This is a genomic window from Vreelandella maris (assembly GCF_013371085.1).
In the GTDB taxonomy this organism is placed as follows: Bacteria; Pseudomonadota; Gammaproteobacteria; order Pseudomonadales; family Halomonadaceae; genus Vreelandella; species Vreelandella maris.
Genome location: NZ_JABWCV010000027.1, coordinates 26,674 through 50,277, shown reverse-complemented (window position 1 = coordinate 50,277; position 23,604 = coordinate 26,674). Strand labels below are relative to the sequence as shown.

The window sequence follows — 23,604 nt, the reverse complement described above, 5'->3', positions numbered from 1 at the left end:
AACCCATGATAAGCAAGACCACCTTCCGAGTCAGTCACCGCGCCCTGCTGGGACACTGGTTGCTTGTACCCTTGGGGGCAGCATTGCACTTTGCTCCTCATGCCCCCTTTACCCTCGCTGGGGCAAACGCTCCAGAGACTCTGACGAACATCCTTTCCTGGGCAGGGATGGGGTTGGCCGCCTGGGGGCTGCTGAACATCGCCTATCAGCGCCTTGCTCACGAGTACGTCATAGGCCCCGATCGCGTGATAGAGCGGCACGGCATTATTGCCAGGCGTGTTACACCCCTATTTATTCATCACATTCGTTCGACCGAAGTGAACCAGACGATCTTGGGTCGATTGCTAGGATATGGGACGGTGAAAATGTCTGCGGCAGGCACTGGCACAAGCGAAGCTCGATTTGATCGCGTGGCCAACCCGTTGAAGGTCATGGCTTCAATCAACAGTCACTTTCAAAGCCTTGCGGCTGGCACTGGGCAGGAGTAGTTAGATCATGGACTCACAAATTTCCGCACTTGCTGATGTGCTTATCCCAGGCCAGAGCATTGTGTCGACCGATTGCCATCAGTCGCAGGAGCTGCTGCCCCACCGTCAGTTACTCACGCAAGTATTTTTGAAAGCAATTGATGACCTAAAGAGCAACAACCTCAAGCACCAGTTCTCTGCGGCTGAGTTTCTGGCTGGCCCTGTCGCTGAGGAGTATGTCGGCCATCTCGGGCTTCCTGAGTGGACACCCAAGTTGGCGCTACTGATCCATGCTCAATGCGAGCTTCGTTCTTGCCTTGAGATACCCGAGCTGTTGGAGGCTACCCTTAGCCAGTATGCACCGCCCGAAGCAGGCGAGCGCCGCCCCTCTTTGTGACTTGCTGGGCCTATATAGCCCCTTCATCCAGGATGTGATGCAGCGGGTTGGCTTGCCAGCCCGCTTCCCCTGTCAATATTCCCCGCCTTAACCTACTACGGTTCTCCTTTCTCAGCGTCGCTGCTGGTTAGTCTTGCCCCTCCTTGGCTCGCTAGCCATTCATCCAGCGCCAGCAGCTTGTCCTTGGGCAATCTCACCTCGACTGCCACGAACACCCGATCTACTTCCGCCTGTATTCGCTTTGCTGCCTGAGAAACAGCAGCTCTGGACACGCCATGCATATTGGCTGCTTTAGCGTATGTATCGCACACCTTCATAATCACATCTGAAGCTGCATCACATGCACGACCCTTCATTCTAAGCCTTGCCAGTGCCGCGTATAGCTGTTGAGTGCTGATGTCATCTGTGGACATGGTATCCCCTAAAAAGTGTGCATTGAACACATTTTTACTTGCCGTAAACAGTAATGCTGCATTAAAGTGTTTACATCATAACGAAGGCAGCCGGTCGGCGTCACCTACGCAGGAAGCCAGGCACCTCGGAAACTCGCTTGTAATAGATCACTAAATAGGGAACGGCACCATGATTCACGAAGCCATTGATAGCCATGACAGCACAGAATATCTTGGAGATATGGGCGAGTTCTTCGCCCCGGCCTCGACAGATATGGTCGATGGGCTGATGGGGCGCTACAACGCAATGCGTAGGCGTGTGGAAGAAGTGGCGGCACTGTTTGATGGTGATCGTAAAGGTGTCATCAACTACTTCATCCAGGGCAATCGCAAGCACGACAACACACGTTACTCATCACTGTCCGCAGAGAATATTTTTATTGAAGAAGGCGCGATCGCAGCGCTGAACGCTGAATATTGGGTCCGGGCCTTGAAGATGACCGATGTTCTCGACTTCATGCCTCAGACTCGCCGTAGCGAGTGGTGGGAGCAGATTAACGAGATGAAAACCCCTGACTTCACTGAGGAAACCGTAAGGGCAACCCTGACCGAGCTGCTAATGATGCGCGGCACCTTCCTAGCTGAGCGTGTCGACGGTATATTCCGTGCCCTAAGCCGTGAGCATGTTACCAATCGGCCTGAAGGTTTCTACAAACGGATGATCCTCAATTATGTCGTCACTTCCTATGAGACGGTGAATCATGACCAGGCAGGCCATATCAATGACCTTCGCTCAGTCATTGCTAAATTTATGGGCCGGGATGAACCAAACTGGCAGGCCTCTAGCCGATTGATTGATATTGCACGGCGCACCCCAGGCAAGCGGTTTATGGTTGATGGTGGCGCTCTGTACCTGAAGGTCTTTAAAAAAGGCACGGCGCATCTGAGGTACACCCCGAAATCGCTTTTCGCCTAAACCAAGTGCTGGCGCATTTGCACCCGACAGCAATTCCTTCCCAGTTCCGCACCCCGCCTAAGCGCAAGCCTAAAGACTTTGTGCTAATGGATCGCCCACTTCAATTTGCGGTTATCAATTTACTCGGTTCCATGCGCAGCGTCCCTACCCGCTGCCCTAGCCACCTTCGACATCTCGAAACACGGTCGCCGAAGACAGAAAACCCTTGGGCGATTGAGTTCGATTATGGAGTGAAGGATAAGGTAGCGTTGGCTGAGGCTGAGCAGGTGCTCAAGGCCATCGGTGGGGTTAAGGTATTCAGTGATAACGGCGCAGTGTCGTGGTTCGAGTTCGACTACCACACCAAGCCGATTTTGGATGAGATTGTTGCCAGTGGTTGCATCCCTGACCATAAGAGCCACCAGTATTACCCTACCCCGGAGCGCTTGGCGTATGAGGTCGTAGAATTGGCCGAGATCAACGACCAGGATACGGTGCTGGAGCCAAGTGCTGGCCAGGGCCATATTGCTGATATGCTTCCCAAAGATCGGACTACCTGTGTCGAGCTGGCACCGCTGCATTGCAAGGTGCTGGCGGCGAAGGGGTTTCGCTGCCATCAAGCCGACTTTCTGGAGTGGGCAAATACGGCCAGAAGCTACACCAAAATAGTCATGAACCCTCCGTACAGCAAAGGTCGAGCCCTGCATCATCTTGAAGCCGCAGCGAGTTGTCTAGCTCCTGGCGGGCGCCTTGTGGCTATCCTCCCCGGCAGCATGCTCGACAAGGATCTACTGCCGGGCTGGGAGGTGGAATGGACTGCTAGCTATCAGGGTGAGTTCGCTGGGACTGGCGTAAACGTGACTATCCTGGTGGCTGATAAGCCCGCCCAGTAAGAAGTAAGCTAGCGCGGTCGATGCGATCGCGCCAGCTTTAGCATTTGGGTTAGCATTCCGAAAACACATCCTAACGGAAAGGTAATGGATCAAGGGTGCTACGAGGCTTACCTCCTGTCTCATGAAATACACAAAACGCTGGGCAACTATCAGCCCTCTCCTTATCGTCCTTGGTCGCCTGAGGATATGGCGTGGCTCGCTGGTGTTGATGATGCCTCTGGAGAGTATTTGAAAGCCGATAATGAGCAAAGCAGCGCCTCCCCCTCTCCTCAATCTCAAGAAACCCAGCTCTCCCTGTTCTAAGCCTCCCTCGATAGTCGTTTTCTTCTCCCTCTAAGCCTTGGCATGCGCCAGCAAAGCGACTCGCGCAAAAAAATCTCTACTTCCCCCGGTTAAGTGTCAGTGGCTGCCCTATCTACCTGCGAGGCCCAATAAGGGCACCTATGAGAGAGCACCGCTGGGAGGCGGAATTGAGATGATGGCGATGCGAGGCAGCACGCTTATTGGCGTGGCCATATTAGTTTGGGTCGCATGGATTGTCCTGGCGACCGATTCAGAAGCTCGAATTGAGCGAACCTGTCAGCCCGTTCTGTGGTTTGGCAATGTGGCAACTTCACTGACGCAGCTAACCTTTCCTAAGCAACAGGAATCGGTGCATGAGGCGTTTGAATCAGCTGACTATGCTTGTCGCTTTACCGTGTGGCGCTTGCTGCACGAAGACGCCTGGATCGAAAGCCACCAAGGTAACGAATCTAGTGATCAGTCGGGGGAGAGCGACCAATGATTTCCCCTACCCGCCTGCTACACCCCATCCGTAGAATTCTCGGTGTCACCGTGGCCACCTTGGGGCTCGCTGCTGGCGCTCATGCCGGAAATGATCAGCCTCTGGCGCTGGTTGAGTTTGCCAGCTTCGATTGCCCGCACTGCCAGGCCATGGACAAACACCACTCTTCTATTCAGGCAGCCGTCGAAGCGGCGGGCCTGGAGTACCGCTACGCCCCCCTGCCTTCCCATACCGGCCTTGAACGAGCATGGCGTGAACGCGCCTTTTACGCATCTCGCTCTATTCCAGGGGTCGCCAATGACGTTCGGAAAGCCTTTCTCACGGCTGGCGAAACCGGGGTTCCCCTCAAGGACTATGACGATGTGCTGGCGCACCTCCAATTGCATGTTCCCCAAGTTCGGTGGAACGAGTTTGCGGACGACCATATCAGCGATCCCAGCTCTGTCGAGGCGATTGAGCGAGCAGCGAGGCTTGCTGGTCGGGCAGGTCTTCGTGAGTACCCTGCCTTTGTCGCTGTGTCTCGTTCTGAAGTGAAGCTATTGAGCCTGTCGGGAGACGTTGCCGAGAGGGCCGAGGCGGTAATCAAGTACCTGGAGAACCTTTGATGACACTGCGAAACCCTGTGCTTGCTGTCGCGCTGACAGCTGTTCTCACTGGCTGTGCAGCACATCCTCCGGCTCTGGAGCACGCACGCACGTCAACGCTACCTGATTCGTATAACACGATGACCAGTCGGCATGTGGTGATCCCTGCCTATACGCTTCAAGGGGTCAACGCGACCCGTACCACCAACTGGTACTACGGGGCTGGCCAGGGGCTTGATCGCTACGCTTACGGCGGCACCGTTTACGACGAGGCCTATTGGCAGCAGCGCCATGCCTCAATGCTGGATGACTACAAGGACGCCATGGAGTCTGTGCCTCTGGCGCGCTTCCATTTCGAGTTCGACTCAACAACGCTGACGCCTACCTCTCAGCGTGAAATGGCTTCCTTCCTGGAAGGAGAAGACCTGGCTGGCCGTGTGCTCATTGTTGGGTACACCGACCATATCGGCCCTGAGTCCTACAACATTTCACTCTCACAGCGCCGCGCTGATGCGATCGCGGGACAGCTCCATTTGGCTTGGTCAAAGGCCCGGTTCCTGACGGAAGGGCATGGCATCTATCCCAAGTTGGTTGACGGCACGACTGATGAAGCGCGGGCGGCAAACCGCCGCGCCGAGATTTTTTACCTGGAGGCAGACCAATGAACGTCTTTATCGCCCACGCCCAGATCCTACGAAAAGAGACGCCAAAGGAGCGCGGTCGTTCTGGCCTGATGGTGCTCAAGGTTGGTAAGAACAAGCGAAGCACAGAAGCCCTAATCCAATCTGTAAATCAGATCATTGTCCGAATTCCGAATCATCTATCTGATCGCGCAGCCAAGCTGGATGTTGATTCTTACATTGAAATTTTCGGCCATGTTGGCGGCATTGTGCGCCGTGCACACCACACGGGTGAGCAGCACCTGAGTGCCGAGTTGGTGGCCAACAACATCCAGCCGGCTGCCCCGATGATCGAGGGCAACATCGAAAAACATCTTTTCAATCGTTTCATTGCTATTGGCTTGCTGAGGGGGGTGAAAACTCCCGAGAAGGAGGGACCACCCTCCACAGCGTACCTGCAGATCGGCCCTGACCGACCGGACCTGGGGCGCTCCTTTCAGCATACCGGCGTGGTGTCCATGGCTGCTTTTGGGCGCGTTGTCGATCGACTTGTCGAGTACGAGGCCGGCACCGCCCTTCATGTTGAGGGACGAGTTACCGGCCTATTGCGAAAGATCCCCAAACCAGGAGCAGAAGGCGGCTTCGAGGAAAGTCTGGAGGTCGGGCTGGTGATGGATCGTGTCAGCCCCACTGCCATGGTCGCTGAGCGGATGATGACGCCGTTTGATGTGGCCAAGCCTGAAGCGCAGAACACCCCCGAAGAAACCAACGACGAAGCTGGCGCTGGGGAATCCGCGGCAGTGGCTGAAGAACAGCGCTAGGAGGTGGTCAATGATTGCCCTACCTGATTGTGTCCCTGAAATCGCTGATTACTACCAAGTACCCATCGAGATTGTCGCGGCAGTGCGTCTTCAAGAGAGCGGCAGCCGAGGGCAATTAGTGGGTCGCATAGGTCCGAACAAGAATGGCACTTACGACCTAGGCGCTATGCAAGTCAATACATGGTGGCTCGACCAGGAAACCAACCGGAATTACCTCCAGCAATGGGGAATTACCGAGCGTGAGTTGTTGGAAAATGAGTGTACGAATTTCGCTGTAGGGACGTGGATTCTCTACGACAACATCACGCGCTACGGCGAGTGGGAGGCGGCATTGGCCGCTTACAACGCTGGGTCGCCGAATAGTCCGGCAGGCCAGCAATACGCAAACGAAGTCCTCGCGACATTAGGAGATCAGTACCAATGACTACTTCCGTAGATACCCAGGCCACAACCAAGCAGGGCAAGCTCGCTCATCTAGTCGAATGCCTCCGCATGAACAAGAAGCGAGCAGCAGAGCGCTCACTGTTGGTTGCTACTACCGCTTTCCTGGCGATGCCAGCATGGGCACAGGAAGACTTTGAAGACTTCGCTGACAAGGTTGAAGAGCTGGCGCATGGGCCCTTCGGTATCGGCATTTCCATTCTGGCGCTGATCATCGGTTGCCTGGTGGGCCTTGGACGTCAATCTGCTGCCCCTGCGTTCCTGGGTCTAGGGATCGCCGGTGCCTTTGCGGTCGGCCCCTTCATGATCAAGGAAATCTTCAGCTGGTTCTCAGGCACCTGAGTTAGGAGTCGCGGGTCATGTCTAACGAGTCCTATCGGATACCGCAGGATGTTGATGCCCCTATCCCCATCTTCGCCTGGGAGATGACCGAGGTGGTTGTCGCCATCATGGTGATCGGCGTGGGCATCATCATGCGGTTTTTTATCCCAGGCCTATTTGCGGGGATCTTTCTCATGATGATGGCTAAGAAGATGCGTGCCGGCCAGAAGCGGGGACAAGTGCAGCATGTCTTGTGGCGGATGGGGCTCAAGTTAGACCCGCTGCTTGGCAAATACGCACCTAGGCCAATGCGATTGGAGTACATTCGCTGATGAAATACCTCAATGCATTGCGAAATCAGTGGGTCGCTGCCAGGGGCTGGATGTTCTGCACCCTGCTCCTGACTGGGTTGCTGATCTATGTCTTGCAGAGCTATGTCCAGCTCAGCGCCAATATGCCAACCCGGCTGGTTCCCTACAACCTGCACGTCGTGGATGGGCCGGTCGAGGTGGGCGCCAGCGCTGGTTATACCGATGCGAGCTACCTCACTGAGATAGCCATGGCGGATGCCCAGCTGCACAGCTCTTGGACCCCAAGGAACGTGAGAAGCCAATACGCTCGGTTCCAGAACCGGATGACGCCGGCCCTCTATGCCAAGGTCGGCAATGATCTACAAGCACGGATTCCAGACCTGGAGAAATCTGAGCGTACCCAGGCCTTGTTCATTGAAGGGACCCAAGTCCTAGACGGCACAGTGCGAGTTTATGGGCGCTTGCGGGCTTGGCATGGCACCGAACAGATCGAAGACGAACCGATTGCTTACCGTGTCCGCTATTCCTTCAGCGGTGGCGTTCCGTATGTCGCTGGTTTCTCTTTGGAGGACGAATGAAAAAGCCTAAGATGCAGGGGCTGGTCATGGTGGCGGCGCTTGCCGTCGCCACCTTTGTCAGCGCCAGCGATGATGTCCAGAAGGTGGTTGTATCCACCGATGCTTATAACCGGCTGGTATTCCCAGAGCCGTACTCTACGATTGTTATCCCCCCCGAGGCCGAGTTGCGTGACAACCCTGTGCCGACTGATGGCAAACGTGGTCTCCTCATCCGTCCTGCAGACGAAGCCGACCCGTTCTCTATCTTCATCCAGCTGCGAAGCGGCGAGGCCTTCACGGTGAAGCTAGCGCCGGAAAGCGGCATCGATGCCCAGGTGTTCCGGTATCGAAACGCCCCTGACCTATCCGCAGAGCCCGAAAGGGAAAGCCGGCCCAAGGATCGTTGGATTGCTGACACTATCCTGTCCGTTTTCCAGGGGGCTCGCCCTAGCGGGTTTGAGCCGGCTGGCGCCCCGCCTAGTGCCCGACTTGAAATGCCTAATGGCGGCACGCTCAAGCTCACAGCGGAAACCCAGTACCGTGGTTCCGGCCATGTCGTGAATATTTACCGGCTGTCTTCTGATACCTCCCTTGAAGTCGAGCCTCGTGACTTCTACCGCGATGGCGTCGTTGCTGTTTCCTTGGAAGGGGACACGGTAAGTGAGCGCGATCAGCCCCGAATGATCGTCGTGGAGGTTGACCGTGGCTGAAGATCAGAACAACCAGCAGCCGAATGAATCGGGCCAGGACAAGCCTTCTAGGGTGGCCAAGGCCCGAGCTAAGTCCAAGGTAGTCTCTCAGAGCCTGTTGGAGCGAGCGCAGGGAAGAAAGTGGCTTCTATATGGTGGTGGGGCCTGCCTAGTCATCTGGCTTGTGGCAAGTAACGCTATTAGCGCACGAGACAACAGTAGCAATAAAGCGCCCCCTCCCCCGGAATTTATGGACACCACGCCGGATACACGGCATGGGGAGGAAGTCACTATTTCCCGACTTCAACAACAGTTAAGGGAGGCTCATGAAGAATTGGCAGACCAGCGCGAGAGTCAAGAGCAGAGGGATGCACGACTTCAGGCGCAGCTCGAAGAAATGCAGGCTGGCATGGAATCCGAACGCGAGCAAACGCGGGAAACCATGGAGTCGCTGCGCACACGACTAGCCGATATTTCTAGCGGAGATGATGGCACCAGTGAGGTTCGCATTGGCACATCTTCAAACAGAAGCACCGACGCCAACCGTGCCCCGTCTGACTATCTTCGCCCCCCCCGAGGCGACGACGCTAGCGCGGTACCTCCGCCCCCGGTAGCGCGTCGAGATGGTGACTCTGGCCGTGCCGGTTTACCCCCGAGGCAACAATCGTCGACACAGGGCGGCGTCATTCCTTCACAGTTTCCACAGCTCCAGAAGGAAGAAGGACCGGCTGACCCGATCGTACTCAATGGCTCAAGTGGTGAGTCCAGCGCTCGCATCTTACGTAATGAAGCGGCTCAGCAGGATGACGAAGAAGAGGATCTGGGGCCACCTAAAGCTGGGTTCCTCCCTATGGGGTCGTTCTCTGAGGTGGCAATGTTGACTGGCGCTGACTTTGGCGCTGCCGAGCGTACCCGCAACAACCCTCAGCCGGTGCTATTCCGCATTCAAAACGATGCATTCCTACCTGGCAGTGCGCGGTATCGCCTCGCTGACTGCTTTGGTATGGGCGGTGGCTACGGTGATTTGTCGAGCGAGCGAGCGCATATCAACGTCTCTCGTATTTCCTGTGTCGATACACGGACTGGAATGATGCTTGAGTCTCCAATCAATGGCTACATCGTGGACTCGGATGGCCGTCTGGGGCTTCGCGGCAAAGTTGAGCGACGTGCTGGCGCCCTGCTGGGTAAGGCCATGCTTGCTGGCTTCGCAGAAGGCGCCAGCAGCATTGCTGCAACAGCAGCTCAAGGTGCTGAATCGGCTGTCACAGGCAGCGGCGTTGTCACCACCATCGACCCGAACAGTGTCGCCGAGGTTGGCATGTACGGCGGTGCAGGCCGCGCGATGGAGATACTGGCAGAGCGTTACATCGAAGAGGCTGAATCCATGTTCCCGGTGATCGAGGTTCCATCAGGGCGCCGTGGCACTGTTGTAATCCAGGAAGGCCAGAAGCTCGAGTGGGAAGCCTACGAGCTGGCCGACAAGATGCCGAGCGAGGGCTAATACGATGAGCTTAAAGTTGATGATCCCCTTGACCGCCCTGCTGTTCCTCGGTGGGTGTGCCACTGTCCAGCATGATTGTGAGCTGGGAAGCGAGTGTGTCGGTACCGGCGATGTTTATGAAGCTGCGGTGGCAAATAGTGGTTCCTCTGAAACAGTGATGGAGGGCCGTAAGGATGGCTCAGAAGCTGAAGAAGAAAAGATCGAGCAATGGCGACCCTATAGCGGGGGAGGCCTAACCGATATGCCTGTCTACCAGCCAGGTAAACCGGTGCGTATCTGGGTGGCGCCATGGCGCGGTGATGACGGCATTCTACGATCGGGCGAATACCTGTATGTGACTCTGCCTGATGACTGGAGTTATGGCCAGCTGCGTGACGATGGCATTGGGGCAGGCATGATCGGACCTTCTCCGGGTGTTCAACACATCGCGCCGAGAGGGCAAGACGCCAGCGTGAATCCTTATCGCATTCAGCCGCAAATGCAGATCGTCCCGGAGAATTGATATGAAGATAACCGCGATGACTCGTATGCGGCACCAAGTGCGCCGCATGATCCAGCAGGGCGCTCCCGATTATGGCGATCGCGCCCTCCCCCTCCAGGCAGCCGAGGCGCTGACTGAGCGGGATGATCCCGCGAGCCTGCTCCCCTACATCGACTATGAAGATAACTACTGTGTCCGGGATGATGGTAAACATCCTCAGCTTGGCTTCGGCGTCCAGTTTGCGCCATTGATGGTGGCTGGCAAGGACATCGAGGAGCAAATCGAGTCGCTGATTACGCGAGCGCCAGCGGACACGGTTATCCAGTTCGTCGCCCATAGTTCGCCGGCCATTGAGGACCGGATAAATACCTGGCAGGCACGGCGGTTACGTTACTGCAAAGACCCTATGCTCCAAGAGCTGGTAGAGCGCCGTAGCAAGCACATGCTTGACGCCGCGGCCGGGAACAAAAGCCTCCTACCGAATGAGCGTCTATATCCCCGGGAGGTGCATTACTTCGCCTTTTTCACCATGACCTTTGGCGGTGACCCAGAGCATGCTGAAGAGATTCGTTCATGGCGGCACATGTGCGACGAATTCCGGCAGTCGGTGATGGGGACATTCAGCTCTATGGGCCTGTCCCCTGCCCTGATGAACGAATTGGGTACGCGACGTGTGCTGCGCCGCATAGCCAACCCACAAATGGTGCCAGGGGAGCTTCAACGCCTGGAGGAGGAAGGTGGTCACTTCATTGATTCCATTTTCGATAAGCGCACACGCATTCGAGTGAAGTCCTCGGGTGCAGTCCAGTTTAGCGACAATGAAAGGGAGGTGGATGTTGTCCCTTTGACCATCGACACCTACCCGGACTACCTGCGTCTCTACATGACAGGTGACATGCTTGGGGAGTTGAAGTCGGCGACCGATCGGATCGCGCCGGCCTACTGGATGTATACCACCATCTACAAGCCGAACACCGAAAAGGCTCGTGATGACATCACCATGCGAATGGGCATGATCTCAAAGCAATGCATGAGTGATTCCGAGTGGTACAAGGGGATGATGCCGCACCTCTTCACGCGGCGTAGAGATACCCAGCAGCTGCTCAACGATACTCGCTCAAACTACTGCCCGGTACGCATGTGGTCGGGGATCAATATCATCACCGAACCCGAGCGAGCAGCTTCGGACGCGGACTATGTTTCCTCGTTGTGGCGGAAAGCAGGCTTCAGAGCCTCGCGTGAACGCTATATCTCGCTGCCTATCTGGTTGTCGTCTTTGCCATGGGGCTACAACCCACGCATGGACAAGCCTACATCAGGCCTTCAGCGGGCACAGATGGTGTCCAGCCTAAACGGCGCTTGCGCCTCAATCTGCCAGGGCGATTGGGGCGGTAACGGGCCAGTAGTACGCAAAGACCCACAGGGGAACCCTTACCTCTACGCAAACGGACTGTTGCTGGTTTCTCGCCGCGGTCAAATGTCGTGTATCGACATTTTTGATTCGGCCACCTCATACAATTTTTCGGTGATCGCGACCTCGGGTGCGGGTAAGTCATTCCTTGCCAACGAATTCGTTACCGACATGCGCTGTCGTGATGGCGTGGTCCGTATCATTGACGTGGGCGGCTCTTATAAGGAGCTGTGTGAACTGCTGGGCGGTCAGGAACTGAGGTTTGATCCTAACCATCCGGTCTCACTTAACCCATTCTGGGGTATCAAAGGCAAGCAGCGTTACGACGATGATGAAGGTGGCAGCGAGATCGCAGAAATGATCCCGGTGCTGAAGGATGCCATATCTCAGATGGCGTTCCCCCTAGGTGAGCCCGACAACTACGAATACCAGTTGATCGAAAAAGGCATCCTTGAGGCGCACGATAAACATGGCGAGGTCATGGAAACCAAGCATGTCTATCAGTGGCTTGAGTCCCGGGCAGACAGTGATCCGGTGGCCAAGAGTATTGCGTTGCAGTTGGAGCCGTATGCCGTAGGTCGGCATGCCGCATGGTTCAACGGTGAGCCCCAGCTGGATCTTTCCAATGAGTTCACCATACTCGAGCTGGAAGAGCTAAACGTCGATCGTGAGCTTCGGAATGTGGTCATGACACTCCTGATGGCTCGGACGACGCGGGACATGTATCTGCGCCCACGCAACATCCCGAAAATGATGCTGATCGATGAGGCATGGGATCTACTCGCGGACCCGAAAAGCGGGAAGTTTATCGAAACCGCCTTCCGGCGCATCCGTAAGTATTACGGCAGTGCCGGCTTCATTACTCAGGGCTTTAAGGATACCGACCTGTCGCCGGCCGCTCAGGCTGCCTTCGACAACGCGCCATGGACATTCGTACTCAAGCAGTCTGGTCCCTCGCTGGACTACGCCCAAAAGAACGGTAAATTGGGCGGTGAGGATGAATTCCTGTTCGATATGCTGCGCGGTGTGAAGCCCGGTGCCGGCTATTCGGAGGTCTTCGTCAAGCACGAGAGCGGGGGTGGCCTTTTCCGCTTTGTGGTCGATCCTTACTCCTACTTCCTATATTCGACCAATCCCAAGGACCAGGCGCGTCTGATGAAGCTCGCCGAGGAGGGCCACAGCACCCAGGAGGCCATCCGCATGCTGGCCGAGGGCAAAGGGTAGGCTTGGCCTATGCTAGCGCTTCTGTCTGCCTTTTCGGCCTGTTTCGCTGGGGCGCTTGGTTTTACTGTGATGGTGGTATTGCCGGTCGTGGTCTTCATTGGCTTGCCCCTGGAGTTTATGCGCCCCCCTGGCGAGCTGATGACTGTCACTTGGCTGGCCAAGGCCACCTTCCTCGCAGGTGGGGGCCTGACTGCCCTCGCCTGGCTAGGGCTTAGGCTGGCGCCAGCCAGTTACCGGATCGGCCGACTATTCCCAGGGGCTCGTGAGATTGCAGATCATGTCTGGGTTTACGAGACCCCTGCCCTTCAGGCCTATGCAATACCGAGCCTTACGGGTGGCGTTGTAATCGTTTCCCGGGGCGCCCTCAATCTGCCTCCTGATGAGCTTGAGTGGCTGCTGGCGCACGAGAGGTCACACCTTCGCCGCGGCGATGCGTCTGCGAGCCTATACTGGTGGACGCAGCACAGCATTTTGCGGGTGGCGCTTTGGCTGGCGCGGTTGATCTATACAATTCTTCGTCCCATTCCCCTGATTGGCCTGTTGAGCGGCTTGTACTTTTCTGTGGCGAGCTTGGGGATTCGCTTGGCATTAGGGCTTTTCAAAGTCTTGGACCGCCACTTAGGGCATCTAATGGAATATCGTGCCGACCGTGACGCGGCGCGTGTTGCCTCTCCAATAGCAGGCTGCCGGCTTCTCAGTAGGCTCTCTACGGGTCTTGAATCGAGCTGGGGGCTTTTCTCGACACATCCGCCGACATATCGGCGTATCAAGCGCCTGGAGCGTATGACATGAGTTTGATGGGGTATCGCTCGACACTGCTAAGATCCGTTATTGCTCTAACTATCTTCTACAGTCTCGCCGCGGCTACTGCTTTTTACTTCATGGGGCCGGAAACGCTGCAGGAGTGGCTAGCTGGCGCTGGCTTTTGGGTAGAGGGTGACGAAGAGATAAACCCCGCGAACGCGGCATCAGCGGCCACTGAGGTCGTCCTGGCAAGGTTGCGTGTTGTCTGGCCATGGTTAGCCGGGGGAATGGCTGCTGGCTCTGTGATCGTTCTGCTCATAGTGGGAATGGGATTAATAACACGTCGACAGCGCGCTAAATCTCGCGGTGAGTTCCGGGGCATGGATCTCTCAATTACGTACATGCCTTATCCTGATCCGATTAACTTCAAGCCAGTGAAAGCGCAGCTGTCGGGTAACGTTCCGGCACATCACATGCCGCTAATTAACCAGTTGCTCGGTTACCTCCAGGCTCACCCTGATGCTTTTTGCGGTGACGGCCACAGTACGACACTGCTTGAGCACCATCTAGGCGTGATCGATGAGGCCTTCGAGTACGAAGGTGCCGATCCCCTCCTCCCTCTTGCCGCGGCAGCACATGATATTGGCAAGACTGTTTCGCATGCGAAACAGGACGGGCAGTGGGTCCGCCTGTCCTACCACGATAAACAGAGCGGGCGTCTGTTGGCAAAGTTCCCCGCGTGGTGGGAGCTGCCTGAGGATGAGCGAGCCATACTGTTGCTGGCAGTAAAATACGAGCATTCTCCCAACCTGATGCCAGTGGCTTTCCCTGGCCTCAGTAGCAAGGGGGTGCGCCGCGCAGTCACTCTCCTCCAGCAGCTGCGAGAGATAGACGGCCTCGCTACACGAGGCGAGAAACGCAAGGTGCTTGAGAATCTGAACGTCCAGGAGCTGGCGATCGAAACGTTCTTGCGAGTGGTTCCCCAAGTACCCTATCAGGTGAAAGGTTTAGCGAAGCGTGTCAAAGCGGCAGGCTTCCGCGTTGGTGAGCGGCTTTACCTCTCCGAACATCATGTTCGGGAGACAGCCCTTTCCAAGCTGGATGATGACGTTGCCGCGGCCTTTGGCGGTGACTTTCGAGCCCCAGGTAAATCAGGGGAGTTTACACAGGTACTTTTGGCAGCATTGGCCGATCGCGGCTGGCTCATCACTGAAATCGAGGGAGTGCCAGAGGGGAGCGAAGCGGCGAAGACCTGGACGTTGCCATCTGACCAAGCGTTGTGGCGGGTACGTTCCGGCATAATCGAGTTCAGGGGAATGATCGCGGTGGAGCTGCCAGTAGAACACCAAGGCCTATACCCGCGAGAAACCGCTTATGAGGTAACCGTCCTCGGCCCCCAGGGCAAGCACAGTAGCAACGCTGGCGTTGCGCCAACAAAAGACAGTGGTAAGCGGGAAGAGCGCATGACTAAGCCTAAAGGTATTCCAGCGTCAGACGTATGTGATGTCAGCCTGTTTGCTTCAGTGCCTACGGGTACGGGTGATGCAACGAAAACCAGTGGGAATGCTGCACAGAAGAGTTTAGGGGCAGCGAGCAAAACCTCTACATTCAGCCATGAATCACTCACGAATACCGACGTGGCTTCCGCCTGGCTGCTAGATGATTCCCAGGCGGCAGGTGGGAATACTGCACAGGAAGAGACGCGACAGCCCACCCCTTGCGGTGGGGATGCTGCACAGAAAGGCAATGGCACCCAGAACCAGCAGGCCTCCGCAATGGTTGAAACAGGCGAAGGAAAAGATATAGCCGGTGCCAAGCCGATGGATGATCTCCATGCGGCAGGTGGGGATACTGCACAGGAAGAGACGCGCCAGCCCATCCCTTGCGGTGGGGATGCTGCACAGAAAGGCAATGACACCCAGAACCAGCAGGCCTCCGCAATGGTTGAAACAGGCGAAGAAAAAGATATAGCCGGTGCCAAGCTGATGGATGATCTCCATGCGGCAGGTGGGAATACTGCACAGGAAGAGATGCGCCAGCCCACCCCTTGCGGTGGGGATGCTGCACAGAAAGGCAATGGCACCCAGAACCAGCAGGCTTCCGCAATGGCTGAAACAGGCGGAGAAAAAGTTATAGATGGTGCCTGGCTGCTGGACGATTCTCATACGGCAGGTGAGAACACTACACAGGAAGGCACGGGCCAGCCAATACCTTGCGGTGGGGATGCTGCACAGAAAGGCAATGATGCCCAGAATCAGCAGGCCTCAGCCAAAGCTGAAACAGGCGACGAAAAGGCTATAGTTGGCGCTTGGCTGCTAGAGGATGTCCCCGGTGTCGGTGGGGATATTGCACATTATGAGCAGGATGGGATGAGTAATTCCATTCATACTAAGACTCCAGCAGGATTTAAAAGAGAATCAGAGGGAGCTTGGTTACTAAATGAGATTGTTGAGGCGGCCGGTGGGAACGTTGCACAGATAGCGACCAATGACCAAATTTCGCCCACAACAAGCGGGGGGGATGTTGAACTGATCGCTGAGCAAGCCGAACCCACGAATGACTTTTCAGAGATTAGTCAGCTGACGCTAGGGGCTGACGCAGATAACCATAGTGATGTTTCGGCTGAGCTGGGTGACTGGAGCCCAGAGGCCGATAACGCACCGAATGATACCCATATTCAACTTGGCCTGGGGGAGGCAATGCTGGCCACAGCTGAGCATGAGTCCCCAGTGACACAGCCGAGCCATCAGCCAGTCCCTACTGTCATGGTTGATAAAACGACGCAAGGTGCTACAGAACAGCAGAAATCGGCTGTGTCTGGGCAGAAAGATGTACGGACATCCTCACCTATCCAGCGACGCCTGAAGAAGCGAGGTGGGACCTCGGCTGGTCGCCAAAAGGCTTTAAACAACGAAGCGCCAGCGGATAAAAGCGAACAGACAGGCCAAGTGAAAGCGAGCAGAGGGTCATCCAAGCCTGCCGGTGCCAAGGCGGAAGTAAAAGGAGTGCCTAAGCTGTTCAGTTGACCAAACATCACCTTGCGGAGATGGACTTCGAAGCGCTGAAGTTATATGATGCATTTATGTAGCAACATCGCTGCATTTTTGCAGGGAAAATAGGCTATGAGCGTTGAAGCAATCATCGAGCCGTCCGATTACGTTGCTCCCGACACTTTCAATCAATTCCTCGCTGACTTGAAAGCTCGGGCACGGCAAACCAAGAGCCCAATCATCAGCCCGAGGATGTTCTGCCTTGCCCTGGGCATGGATGTACAGACGCTGGCCTCGCGGGCGCATGTCCACCGCGTTACTGTAAACCGCGCCCAGGGGGCTGAGAAGCTGCAGACTTACTTACGGGATGCGGTGCGAGTCATGGGAGCAGCGGCTGACATAAATGGTAATTTTCAGGATGCCGCGTTCTGGTTTCGTAATGAACCGATCAGCGCATTCAATTTCAGGACACCAGAGCAGTTGGTCAGCGAGGGACGAGCTGAGGATCTATTGAACTATGTTCAATCACTTCACGCAGGCGCGGCTGGATGATCCTTACCAGCCTGGCAGATCAACCAGCCTATCGTGTCCATGTCCCCCGCTGGGCCATCGCCCCCCACAAGTGGCGCAGGCGCCGCCCAGCATGGCGGTCGCCTCAATCGTATCGGGGTTCCCGCACTCTACCTTGCTCTGGAAGAGCTGACCGCGCTTGAGGAGTGCCGGCAGCTCTCGACCCTGATGCCACCCGGTCTTATTGTGAGCTACACGGTAGCGTTGGCCACAGTAGTGGACTTCAGCCATGGGTACACGGCTGACTGGGACTCTCTCTGGCAGGAAATGGGTTGTGACTGGCGTAGAATTTTGTTTAATGATCGCGTTGAACCGCCCAGCTGGTTGCTCGCTGACCTAGCCTTGGAGGCTGGTGCTAGCGGCATACTGTTCCCGTCGTTGGCCAATCCACGGGGTGTAAACCTCGTAGTCTACACCGACGCCTTCATTTCACGTCACACCGCCCCTACCTCTCTTCGAGACCTGTCATACGGGAATGAGAAGAGAAGGATGCAAAATCATGATGATGTGCTGATTGTCCGAGGCGATGCTGATCTACGTTGCTACTGGCTAGCGATGGAGGGGCAGCCCTTTGCAGATGTCGAGCCAGCGGAGTTCGGGATCGAGCGGCAGAAAGCGCAGGTAAGGTTCCTTACTTGGGACTGATCCTACTCTGCCACAGTAAGGCTATCAATTGATGGCAAACGGAGAACCTGCCCGTTAAGCATGGGTTATACGGGCTTGTAGTTCGCCCAGACTGTTGATTTCACGCTTCCCCAGGCTGTCTGCTGAGGGAGGCATTTTCAAAACCGCTTGATCCATCCGGTCAGTCATGCTTTTTGAAAGCTCGAATAATGAGAAAAGCTATGAACAGCGCTAAGTGGAATAAGTTGCTAGCTCGGTGGTGCCTTCTTAAAAATCAGTATCAATTGGGTTCAGGGGACTGCAGCCAGTCCAAGTTCTTACTGGCCTATCCTTAAATGCTCCAAGTTTAATACTATTATGCTTACACATATCGGCTGATTTTCTGCCATCTTTGATCATAAAGTCGATATAAAGCATCACTATTAGGCTAGAAGTGTCCGGAGAACACAGAGCAGTCCAGTTTTCTTTACACATGAAGCTTGCCCCTCCAGGTGTTATTTTCAGAAGACGATCGCACTGCGTGTCTGAAGTCGGTTGCACTGTGGTCTGGGGCTTCGGACTGGCTGGCCTCCAAAGCGGCGTAAAGGGCCGTCTTGCTGACCTTGATGCGTGCGGCGGCCTCGCGGATGCTCAGCCCATTGGCGAGGTGCTCCCTTGCCCGCTTCAGCTTGTCGTCGGTGACAACGGGCTTGCATTCTCCTTTGCGCCCACGGGCGGCGGCAGCGGCCAGCCCCGCCTTGGTGCGATCACGGATCAGATCACGCTCGAACTGCCCCAAGGCGCCGAACACGTGGAAGATCAGCCGCCCACCCGGCGTGGTGGTATCGATGCTTTCGGTCAGCGACCGGAATCCGACGCCACGCGCGTCCAGAGTGCTGACCACTTCGATCAGATGCGGCAGTGAGCGTCCCAGTCGATCCAGTCGCCACACAACCAGCACATCCCCGTCGCGCAGGAACCCCAGCGCGGCTGTTAGGCCGGGTCGTTCTTCCTTGGCCCCGGAGACGGTGTCATCAAAGATTCGCTCGCACTCCGCCTTGCGAAGCGCATCGGTCTACAAGGCGGTGTTCTGCTCTGCCGTCGGGACCCGCGCATAGCCAATCAGCGCCATTGACTGCCCCTTTTGTCCGCTAATCCGTCCGTTTATCTTATTGTCCCAAAATACATCAAACAAGCTGTTGTCGGACAATGTCCGGATTGGCCGCCTAATGATCGTTTCTCGGACAGGCTGCATTGTGCGCCGCCATGCTGAACCAATTCGAGGATCGTTTGACACGGCTCGTTCACAAGTCCGCTGCACACCGGGCGAACCGCCCAATGTATGGGTACAACCACCTTCTGACAACGACAGGCAATCAATGGGCTCAACACACGCGTTCGATGCGCTGATGAATATGGCGGGTTCATCGTTCCGTCACCATCGCTCGCTGCCCTGACTGCCGGCAGCCGCGGTGCCTCCAGCAGTGCTTCTCTATCCAGCGTTAAAGGGAGTGGTGGCCGATTACGGGTGAATAAAATTACTCTTGAGACGCTTTCAGTGTAACTTCCTTACAGATAAGTTATGAGCTATATCACAGTCTGTTCGCACAAGCGCGACAAGCGACGGGCGACGAAGGCTCTTTGGCGAAAGAGCACGCGGATACTCTTCTTAAGGCTTCGACATGGACAACGTGTAAGTGCACGCCGAACAAGAACGCGGGGATAGCGCCCCTCAGGACGAATTGGCCTCCATCGAGTCCAGTGAACGGCTTATGAGAGCCCTGGGGCGCGGTCTCTTAATCAGCCTGGTCACGATCTTGATCGCCGTGGCCGGGGTCTTCGGGGTGGTGATCCTGTCGTCGCAGTCGCTCGATCGCTATGCCGAAGCGAAGTCGCGGGAGCAGGTGCAGCGACTGCTCGATCTCGAGCTCGAGGAACTGGCCAACCGCAGCCGAGATTATAGCTGGTGGAACGAGGCCGTCGAGCTGGTAATCTACCAGCGAGACACCGACTGGGCCATGGAAAACGTCAGCGGTTATCTGCAGAACCAGTACGGTACCGACTGGGTAGTGAGTCTGGATCGCGAGGCGACACTGATCCACGGCGTACACAAGGGTACGGAACTGGAGGCGCTGCCCGAGGGCCTGCTGACCGCCGAGTTCAAGCAGCTCATGGCCGAGGCCATCGACACCGATTTCGCCGACCCCGAGCCCGCATCTGACATCCTGGATATCCAGGGAGCGCCTGCCCTGGTCGCCGTGTCGCCGTATGTGGCCTACGACCCGACCCCGTATGCCACCGATCAGGCGCATGGCTATCTGATCCTGGTCAACTACATCGACGAGGCCATTCTGGGCGCTTGGCGTCGTGATTTTCAGATCGAGGCCCTGCGTCTGCTGCCTGCAGCGGCAGCTCCCCCTCGGGAGACAGGCCAACTGGCGTCCCTCCCCCTGGCAACACCGAGCGGCGAGCCGCTGGGCACCCTTCAATGGCGTCCGGAGCATCCTGGCCAGAGCCTCCTCACACAGCTCCTACCCTGGGTGATTGGAGGCGTGCTACTGATCCTCGCGGGCAGCCTCTTCTTCTATCGACGGCTGCGAGCCTATGTCAGGCTGGCCCATGGTCACCTCATGGAATTGAGCACCAGTCGGGAACTGCTTTTTCGTCAGGCGAACTACGATTTTCTCACCGGATTGGCGAACCGGTCGCTGTTTATAGAGCACCTGAACCACGAGTTGGCGCGCTGCATCCGCCATAAGCTGAAGGCCGGAGTCCTCTACGTTGACCTGGACGGTTTCAAGGCCGTCAACGACACCCTGGGCCATACCGCCGGCGATGAGCTGCTGTGCTGGGTGGCCAAATCCATGGCGAAGCTCGTGCGCACCGAGGACGATGTGGCACGCTTCGGTGGTGATGAATTCTGTCTGTTGCTGACCGACGTCGCCTCTGAGGAAGATGTGTCACGGGTCGTCGACAAGATTCATGCCCTGCTGGCGGGCCCCGTTGAGGTGGGCGGCAAGCACATGCTGGTCGGGGCGAGTATCGGGATCGCGATGATTCCCGACGACACTCAGGATCTCTCCGATGTGTTCCGCTATGCCGATATCGCCATGTACCAAGCCAAGTCGAGGGGCACAAACCTGTTCTGCTTCTATGATGCAACGATGGAGTAGCGCTCGCAGTAACATGCAAGGCTGAAGGGTCTGTTGGCTCATTGCCTGACCCATGAAGAGCTGTACCTGCGCTATCAGCCTATCTATTCTCTGGTGAGCCGTGAGATCACCGGCATGGAAGCACTGCTCCGGTGGCGCCACAAGGAACTGGGGGAGGTGTTGCCGGCCGAATTCATTCCCGTGGCGGAAGAAACGGGCCGGAATATCACGGTCTCGATCAATATCTCGGCCAAGCAGCTGCGCGACCTGACGTTTCCGTTCAAACTGAAACAGCTGCTGGAAAAACACGGCGTGGAGTCTTCCAGCATCAAGCTCGAGATCACCGAGAGCCTGTTGATCTTGGAAAGTGACAACTAGCACCGTGTACTGCTCGACCTGGCGAAGCGAGGATACCGCCTGGTGCTGGATGACTTCGGCACGGGGTATTACGGCCTTGGCGACCTGGGCCGCTATCCCCTGGAAACGGTCAAGATCGACAAGTCGTTCGTGTCCGGCCCGAAAGCCTCCTCGCTGAACGCCTCGCTGGTCAAGACCATCGTCTTCATGGCCAACCACTGTGGCATGAAGACCATCGCCGAGGGGATCGACACCCCCGAGCAGGAAGCGTTCGTGCGCGATACCGGCTGCACCCACGGCCAGGGCTTCCTCTTCAGCCGTCCGACCTCGGTGGCCGACATCATTGCCCTGATGGCCCCGCCCTCGCCTTCCCCAACGGCGTCCTGGAACGAGAGCGTCTCGGTCTCGGGGCATGCCCCATCAGGCGCCAGGGAGTCATCCCTGTGTCCGGCCATGCACTATCGTGGTGCATGGTCGAGCATTGTAGTTGCCCGTTGCCCGTTGCCCCGCCCAAGGCCCACTGGCGTGTCGGGCTGGCTGGCCTTCAAAACGGCGTAGAGGGCCGTCTTGCTGACCTTGATGCGTGCGGCGGCCTCATGCCCCAATTCAAGTGTCACCAAGGCTCCGATGATGGACGTTCGGAACTGGGCCTGTGCTCAGGTCGGACAGGATGGTCACGCCTTGCTCTGCAATTGGTGATGTATCTGATGCCATGCCTCGACCCGCCCATGGTGCTTAGGAGGACTGAGCATAGTCGAGGTTGGTGAAGGCGATTGCTGAAACAATTCTTTCAGAAGACCACTGCACACCGGGCGGTCCGCTCGATGCGCTGGTGCAGCCGTCTTCTGAAAATGACACCAGGACTTCCTGGAGGGGCAATTTTGCGTAAATAAATTACGTTAAATTTTCTACGTAAAGAAAACGTACCTATTATTCGGATTTATAGAGCCATGGTCACTACTACGCGTCCGCGAATGCGGCCGGCGAGCAGATCATCGACCGCCTCGATGGCGTCGTCGAGGGCGATGGAGCTGGTGATAGCATCGAGCTGCTCGGGAACCAGCAGCTGCCCCAGACGCCGCCAGGACTCGACGCGATCCGCGTAGGCGCGCATCACGCTGTCGATCCCCGCCAGGGGCACGCCGCGCAGGATAAAGGGCGCGACGCTGGCGGACAGGTCCATGCCCTGGGCCAGACCGCTGACGCCGTGACCACTAGTACAGCCGCTGCCGACTTTTGTCCCGACGCCGACCAATAGACCTGCCAGCAGCATCAGCCCGATATCTCCCGCCGGCTGACCGATGACCTCATCCGGTGCGCCGGAGACATTACCTAGCCCACCTCCCAGTAAAATAAGGATGAGTGGGCCGCTGAACAGACCCAGTAGGAAGGCCAGGCGCCAAGCCGAATCTCCTGCGGGTTGCTCCAGCAATAGTCCGGAGAGGATTCCGCTGACGCCGGAAATACGACCCAGCGTTGCCATCAGCCATACAGCTGCCAGGCCGATCAGCACACCGCCGATCAAACCGGAAAGACTTGCCGCTATGTCCACGTTGTGTCTCCTCTATGTCAGGTATTTGAAATATGCCGGACAAGCCGTGTCGAAGCATCGTCATTGTCGGGATCGCTCAGCTCTGCAGAAGAATGAGCGTGCAAGGCATGTCAAGCATCGAACGTGTTCAGGAAGACATTACCGCTGAAATTGCGTAGGAATGCTGTCTTCAGCAGGCGGTTCATCTCTGGCCCCTTGACCTCGCAAAGGTGCAGTTGTAACCCCGCATCACTCAAACGCGGGTTGATCGACTGCAAACTATCCAGTGCCGAGGCATCGATCAAGTTGACGGCCTGGCAGCCACTGAGCGATGGGGAAATAGCGGCGCAAACTGGCCATGCCGGTCAGCGCTATTAGTTGTCATTGGCCTGGTTTTCGAGGCTCTCGCGAAGCGGCTCTAGGTCATAGCCGGCCGACTTGGCAGCACCGACGAGTTCCGAAATCGGACGATGCGAGACCTGTGAATAGGCCCAGAGATGAGCGACCCGTGTGCCGGTCCGGCAGAAACCGATCACGGGAGTCGGCGATAACTCCAGGGCATCGGCAAAGGCGGCAATGTCCTGCTGGGAATACTTGCCGGGCTTGACGGGAACTTCATGCCAGACCATACCCAGTGATTCTGCCTTAGCCTTGAGAGCATCGGGATCCGGCTGGTCATCACTTTCCCCACGCGGGCGATTGGAGATAATGGTGCGGAACCCTTGCTCGGCGAGCTGTTCAAGTTCGTCGAGGCGAGGTTGTGCTGTCACATAAAGACGATCATCGAGCGGTTTGATATCCATAGGTT

General features: G+C 56.6%; 27 protein-coding genes and 2 pseudogenes. 24 read left to right on the top strand and 5 right to left on the bottom strand.

Going from position 1 to position 23,604, the window contains the following annotated elements; genetic code table 11:
• The first annotated feature begins 5 nt into the window (after positions 1 to 5).
• Together HUO07_RS18195 and HUO07_RS18190 are read left to right on the top strand one after the other, a co-directional pair.
• Positions 6 to 488 carry a PH domain-containing protein gene (locus HUO07_RS18195; RefSeq protein WP_052703859.1) on the top strand — a complete coding sequence of 161 codons (483 nt, stop codon included), beginning with the start codon at positions 6 to 8 and terminating at the stop codon, positions 486 to 488.
• 7 nt (positions 489 to 495) lie between these two features.
• Positions 496 to 864: a hypothetical protein gene (locus HUO07_RS18190; RefSeq protein ID WP_127062880.1), complete on the top strand. Its 369-nt coding sequence runs from the start codon at positions 496 to 498 to the stop codon at positions 862 to 864.
• Positions 865 to 959: 95 nt separating this feature from the next.
• On the opposite strand, the gene HUO07_RS18185 is transcribed toward HUO07_RS18190, so the two are convergent.
• On the bottom strand, positions 960 to 1,277 hold the full coding sequence (locus HUO07_RS18185) for a hypothetical protein (RefSeq protein ID WP_127062879.1): 318 nt from the start codon (positions 1,275 to 1,277) through the stop codon (positions 960 to 962).
• Between the two features lie 169 nt (positions 1,278 to 1,446).
• Here HUO07_RS18185 and HUO07_RS21580 point away from each other — a divergent pair, with 169 nt between their 5' ends.
• The 19 genes from HUO07_RS21580 (at position 1,447) to HUO07_RS21830 (ending at position 17,798) form a co-directional block, all read left to right on the top strand.
• The gene (locus HUO07_RS21580) at positions 1,447 to 2,232 is read left to right on the top strand and encodes a DUF4942 domain-containing protein (RefSeq protein ID WP_217908960.1); all 786 of its coding nucleotides are present in this window, start codon (positions 1,447 to 1,449) and stop codon (positions 2,230 to 2,232) included.
• A gap of 86 nt (positions 2,233 to 2,318) precedes the next feature.
• Positions 2,319 to 3,104, top strand: coding sequence for a hypothetical protein (locus HUO07_RS21575; protein WP_217908959.1), 786 nt, complete (start codon positions 2,319 to 2,321; stop codon positions 3,102 to 3,104).
• An 84-nt stretch (positions 3,105 to 3,188) separates the two neighbouring features.
• Positions 3,189 to 3,407, top strand: coding sequence for a hypothetical protein (locus HUO07_RS18175; protein ID WP_127062877.1), 219 nt, complete (start codon positions 3,189 to 3,191; stop codon positions 3,405 to 3,407).
• Positions 3,408 to 3,579: 172 nt separating this feature from the next.
• A complete protein-coding gene (locus HUO07_RS18170; protein ID WP_035557818.1) occupies positions 3,580 to 3,888 on the top strand; it encodes a hypothetical protein in 309 nt (102 codons plus the stop codon).
• On the top strand, positions 3,885 to 4,493 hold the full coding sequence (locus HUO07_RS18165; RefSeq protein WP_035557821.1) for a thioredoxin domain-containing protein: 609 nt from the start codon (positions 3,885 to 3,887) through the stop codon (positions 4,491 to 4,493). Before HUO07_RS18170 ends, HUO07_RS18165 begins: the two co-directional genes overlap by 4 nt.
• Positions 4,493 to 5,137, top strand: a complete 645-nt coding sequence (locus tag HUO07_RS18160) for an OmpA family protein (RefSeq protein WP_176304699.1) — start codon at positions 4,493 to 4,495, stop codon at positions 5,135 to 5,137. The genes HUO07_RS18165 and HUO07_RS18160 overlap by 1 nt, the downstream gene beginning before the upstream one ends.
• Entirely contained in the window at positions 5,134 to 5,913 is a 780-nt protein-coding gene (locus HUO07_RS18155) for a hypothetical protein (RefSeq protein ID WP_035557823.1), read from the top strand. Before HUO07_RS18160 ends, HUO07_RS18155 begins: the two co-directional genes overlap by 4 nt.
• Positions 5,914 to 5,923: 10 nt before the next feature.
• Positions 5,924 to 6,337 (top strand): lytic transglycosylase domain-containing protein, encoded by a 414-nt coding sequence (locus HUO07_RS18150; protein WP_045812323.1) that lies wholly within the window; start codon positions 5,924 to 5,926, stop codon positions 6,335 to 6,337.
• Entirely contained in the window at positions 6,334 to 6,696 is a 363-nt protein-coding gene (locus HUO07_RS18145) for a TrbC/VirB2 family protein (protein ID WP_035557825.1), read from the top strand. Before HUO07_RS18150 ends, HUO07_RS18145 begins: the two co-directional genes overlap by 4 nt.
• A 17-nt stretch (positions 6,697 to 6,713) precedes the next feature.
• The gene (gene traL, locus HUO07_RS18140; RefSeq protein WP_008958346.1) at positions 6,714 to 7,007 is read left to right on the top strand and encodes a type IV conjugative transfer system protein TraL; all 294 of its coding nucleotides are present in this window, start codon (positions 6,714 to 6,716) and stop codon (positions 7,005 to 7,007) included.
• Complete coding sequence (locus HUO07_RS18135; RefSeq protein ID WP_035557829.1) at positions 7,007 to 7,564, top strand: TraE/TraK family type IV conjugative transfer system protein; 558 nt, start codon at positions 7,007 to 7,009, stop codon at positions 7,562 to 7,564. Before traL ends, HUO07_RS18135 begins: the two co-directional genes overlap by 1 nt.
• On the top strand, positions 7,561 to 8,253 hold the full coding sequence (locus tag HUO07_RS18130) for a TraK domain-containing protein (RefSeq protein ID WP_176304698.1): 693 nt from the start codon (positions 7,561 to 7,563) through the stop codon (positions 8,251 to 8,253). The genes HUO07_RS18135 and HUO07_RS18130 overlap by 4 nt, the downstream gene beginning before the upstream one ends.
• Complete coding sequence (locus HUO07_RS22140; RefSeq protein ID WP_101145385.1) at positions 8,246 to 9,733, top strand: TraB/TrbI/VirB10 family type IV secretion system protein; 1,488 nt, start codon at positions 8,246 to 8,248, stop codon at positions 9,731 to 9,733. The genes HUO07_RS18130 and HUO07_RS22140 overlap by 8 nt, the downstream gene beginning before the upstream one ends.
• 4 nt (positions 9,734 to 9,737) lie before the next feature.
• Entirely contained in the window at positions 9,738 to 10,235 is a 498-nt protein-coding gene (locus tag HUO07_RS18120; protein WP_035557838.1) for a TraV family lipoprotein, read from the top strand.
• A 1-nt stretch (position 10,236) separates the two neighbouring features.
• Positions 10,237 to 12,849, top strand: a complete 2,613-nt coding sequence (locus HUO07_RS18115; RefSeq protein WP_113270590.1) for a TraG/VirB4 family ATPase — start codon at positions 10,237 to 10,239, stop codon at positions 12,847 to 12,849.
• Between the two features lie 9 nt (positions 12,850 to 12,858).
• The gene (locus HUO07_RS18110) at positions 12,859 to 13,641 is read left to right on the top strand and encodes a M48 family metallopeptidase (protein ID WP_113270589.1); all 783 of its coding nucleotides are present in this window, start codon (positions 12,859 to 12,861) and stop codon (positions 13,639 to 13,641) included.
• The gene (locus HUO07_RS18105) at positions 13,638 to 16,619 is read left to right on the top strand and encodes a hypothetical protein (protein ID WP_035557846.1); all 2,982 of its coding nucleotides are present in this window, start codon (positions 13,638 to 13,640) and stop codon (positions 16,617 to 16,619) included. The genes HUO07_RS18110 and HUO07_RS18105 overlap by 4 nt, the downstream gene beginning before the upstream one ends.
• Positions 16,620 to 16,715: 96 nt before the next feature.
• Positions 16,716 to 17,135 carry a hypothetical protein gene (locus HUO07_RS18100; RefSeq protein ID WP_035557849.1) on the top strand — a complete coding sequence of 140 codons (420 nt, stop codon included), beginning with the start codon at positions 16,716 to 16,718 and terminating at the stop codon, positions 17,133 to 17,135.
• Between the two features lie 39 nt (positions 17,136 to 17,174).
• The gene (locus HUO07_RS21830; protein WP_232774555.1) at positions 17,175 to 17,798 is read left to right on the top strand and encodes an RES family NAD+ phosphorylase; all 624 of its coding nucleotides are present in this window, start codon (positions 17,175 to 17,177) and stop codon (positions 17,796 to 17,798) included.
• A gap of 445 nt (positions 17,799 to 18,243) precedes the next feature.
• On the opposite strand, the pseudogene HUO07_RS18090 reads toward HUO07_RS21830, so the two are convergent.
• Positions 18,244 to 18,813 (bottom strand): annotated as a pseudogene (locus tag HUO07_RS18090) (recombinase family protein); the annotation flags it as partial.
• 640 nt (positions 18,814 to 19,453) lie between these two features.
• Between HUO07_RS18090 and HUO07_RS18085 the strand changes: the two are divergent.
• Genes HUO07_RS18085 through HUO07_RS18075 form a run of 3 tightly spaced genes read left to right on the top strand, consistent with a single transcriptional unit; the run spans position 19,454 to position 21,823 of the window.
• Positions 19,454 to 20,929: a sensor domain-containing diguanylate cyclase gene (locus HUO07_RS18085; RefSeq protein ID WP_127059533.1), complete on the top strand. Its 1,476-nt coding sequence runs from the start codon at positions 19,454 to 19,456 to the stop codon at positions 20,927 to 20,929.
• Positions 20,930 to 20,962: 33 nt separating this feature from the next.
• Positions 20,963 to 21,286, top strand: coding sequence for an EAL domain-containing protein (locus HUO07_RS18080; protein ID WP_101145389.1), 324 nt, complete (start codon positions 20,963 to 20,965; stop codon positions 21,284 to 21,286).
• Positions 21,287 to 21,295: 9 nt separating this feature from the next.
• Positions 21,296 to 21,823 (top strand): EAL domain-containing protein, encoded by a 528-nt coding sequence (locus tag HUO07_RS18075; protein ID WP_127059532.1) that lies wholly within the window; start codon positions 21,296 to 21,298, stop codon positions 21,821 to 21,823.
• Between the two features lie 628 nt (positions 21,824 to 22,451).
• Here the strand turns inward: HUO07_RS18075 and HUO07_RS18070 are convergent.
• The 3 genes and pseudogenes from HUO07_RS18070 to HUO07_RS18060 form a co-directional block, all read right to left on the bottom strand.
• Positions 22,452 to 22,817, bottom strand: a pseudogene (locus HUO07_RS18070) (YeeE/YedE family protein); the annotation flags it as partial.
• 110 nt (positions 22,818 to 22,927) lie between these two features.
• Complete coding sequence (locus HUO07_RS18065) at positions 22,928 to 23,101, bottom strand: hypothetical protein (RefSeq protein WP_176304696.1); 174 nt, start codon at positions 23,099 to 23,101, stop codon at positions 22,928 to 22,930.
• A gap of 69 nt (positions 23,102 to 23,170) precedes the next feature.
• Positions 23,171 to 23,599, bottom strand: coding sequence for a protein tyrosine phosphatase family protein (locus HUO07_RS18060; protein ID WP_035557861.1), 429 nt, complete (start codon positions 23,597 to 23,599; stop codon positions 23,171 to 23,173).
• Between the last annotated feature and the right edge of the window lie 5 nt (positions 23,600 to 23,604).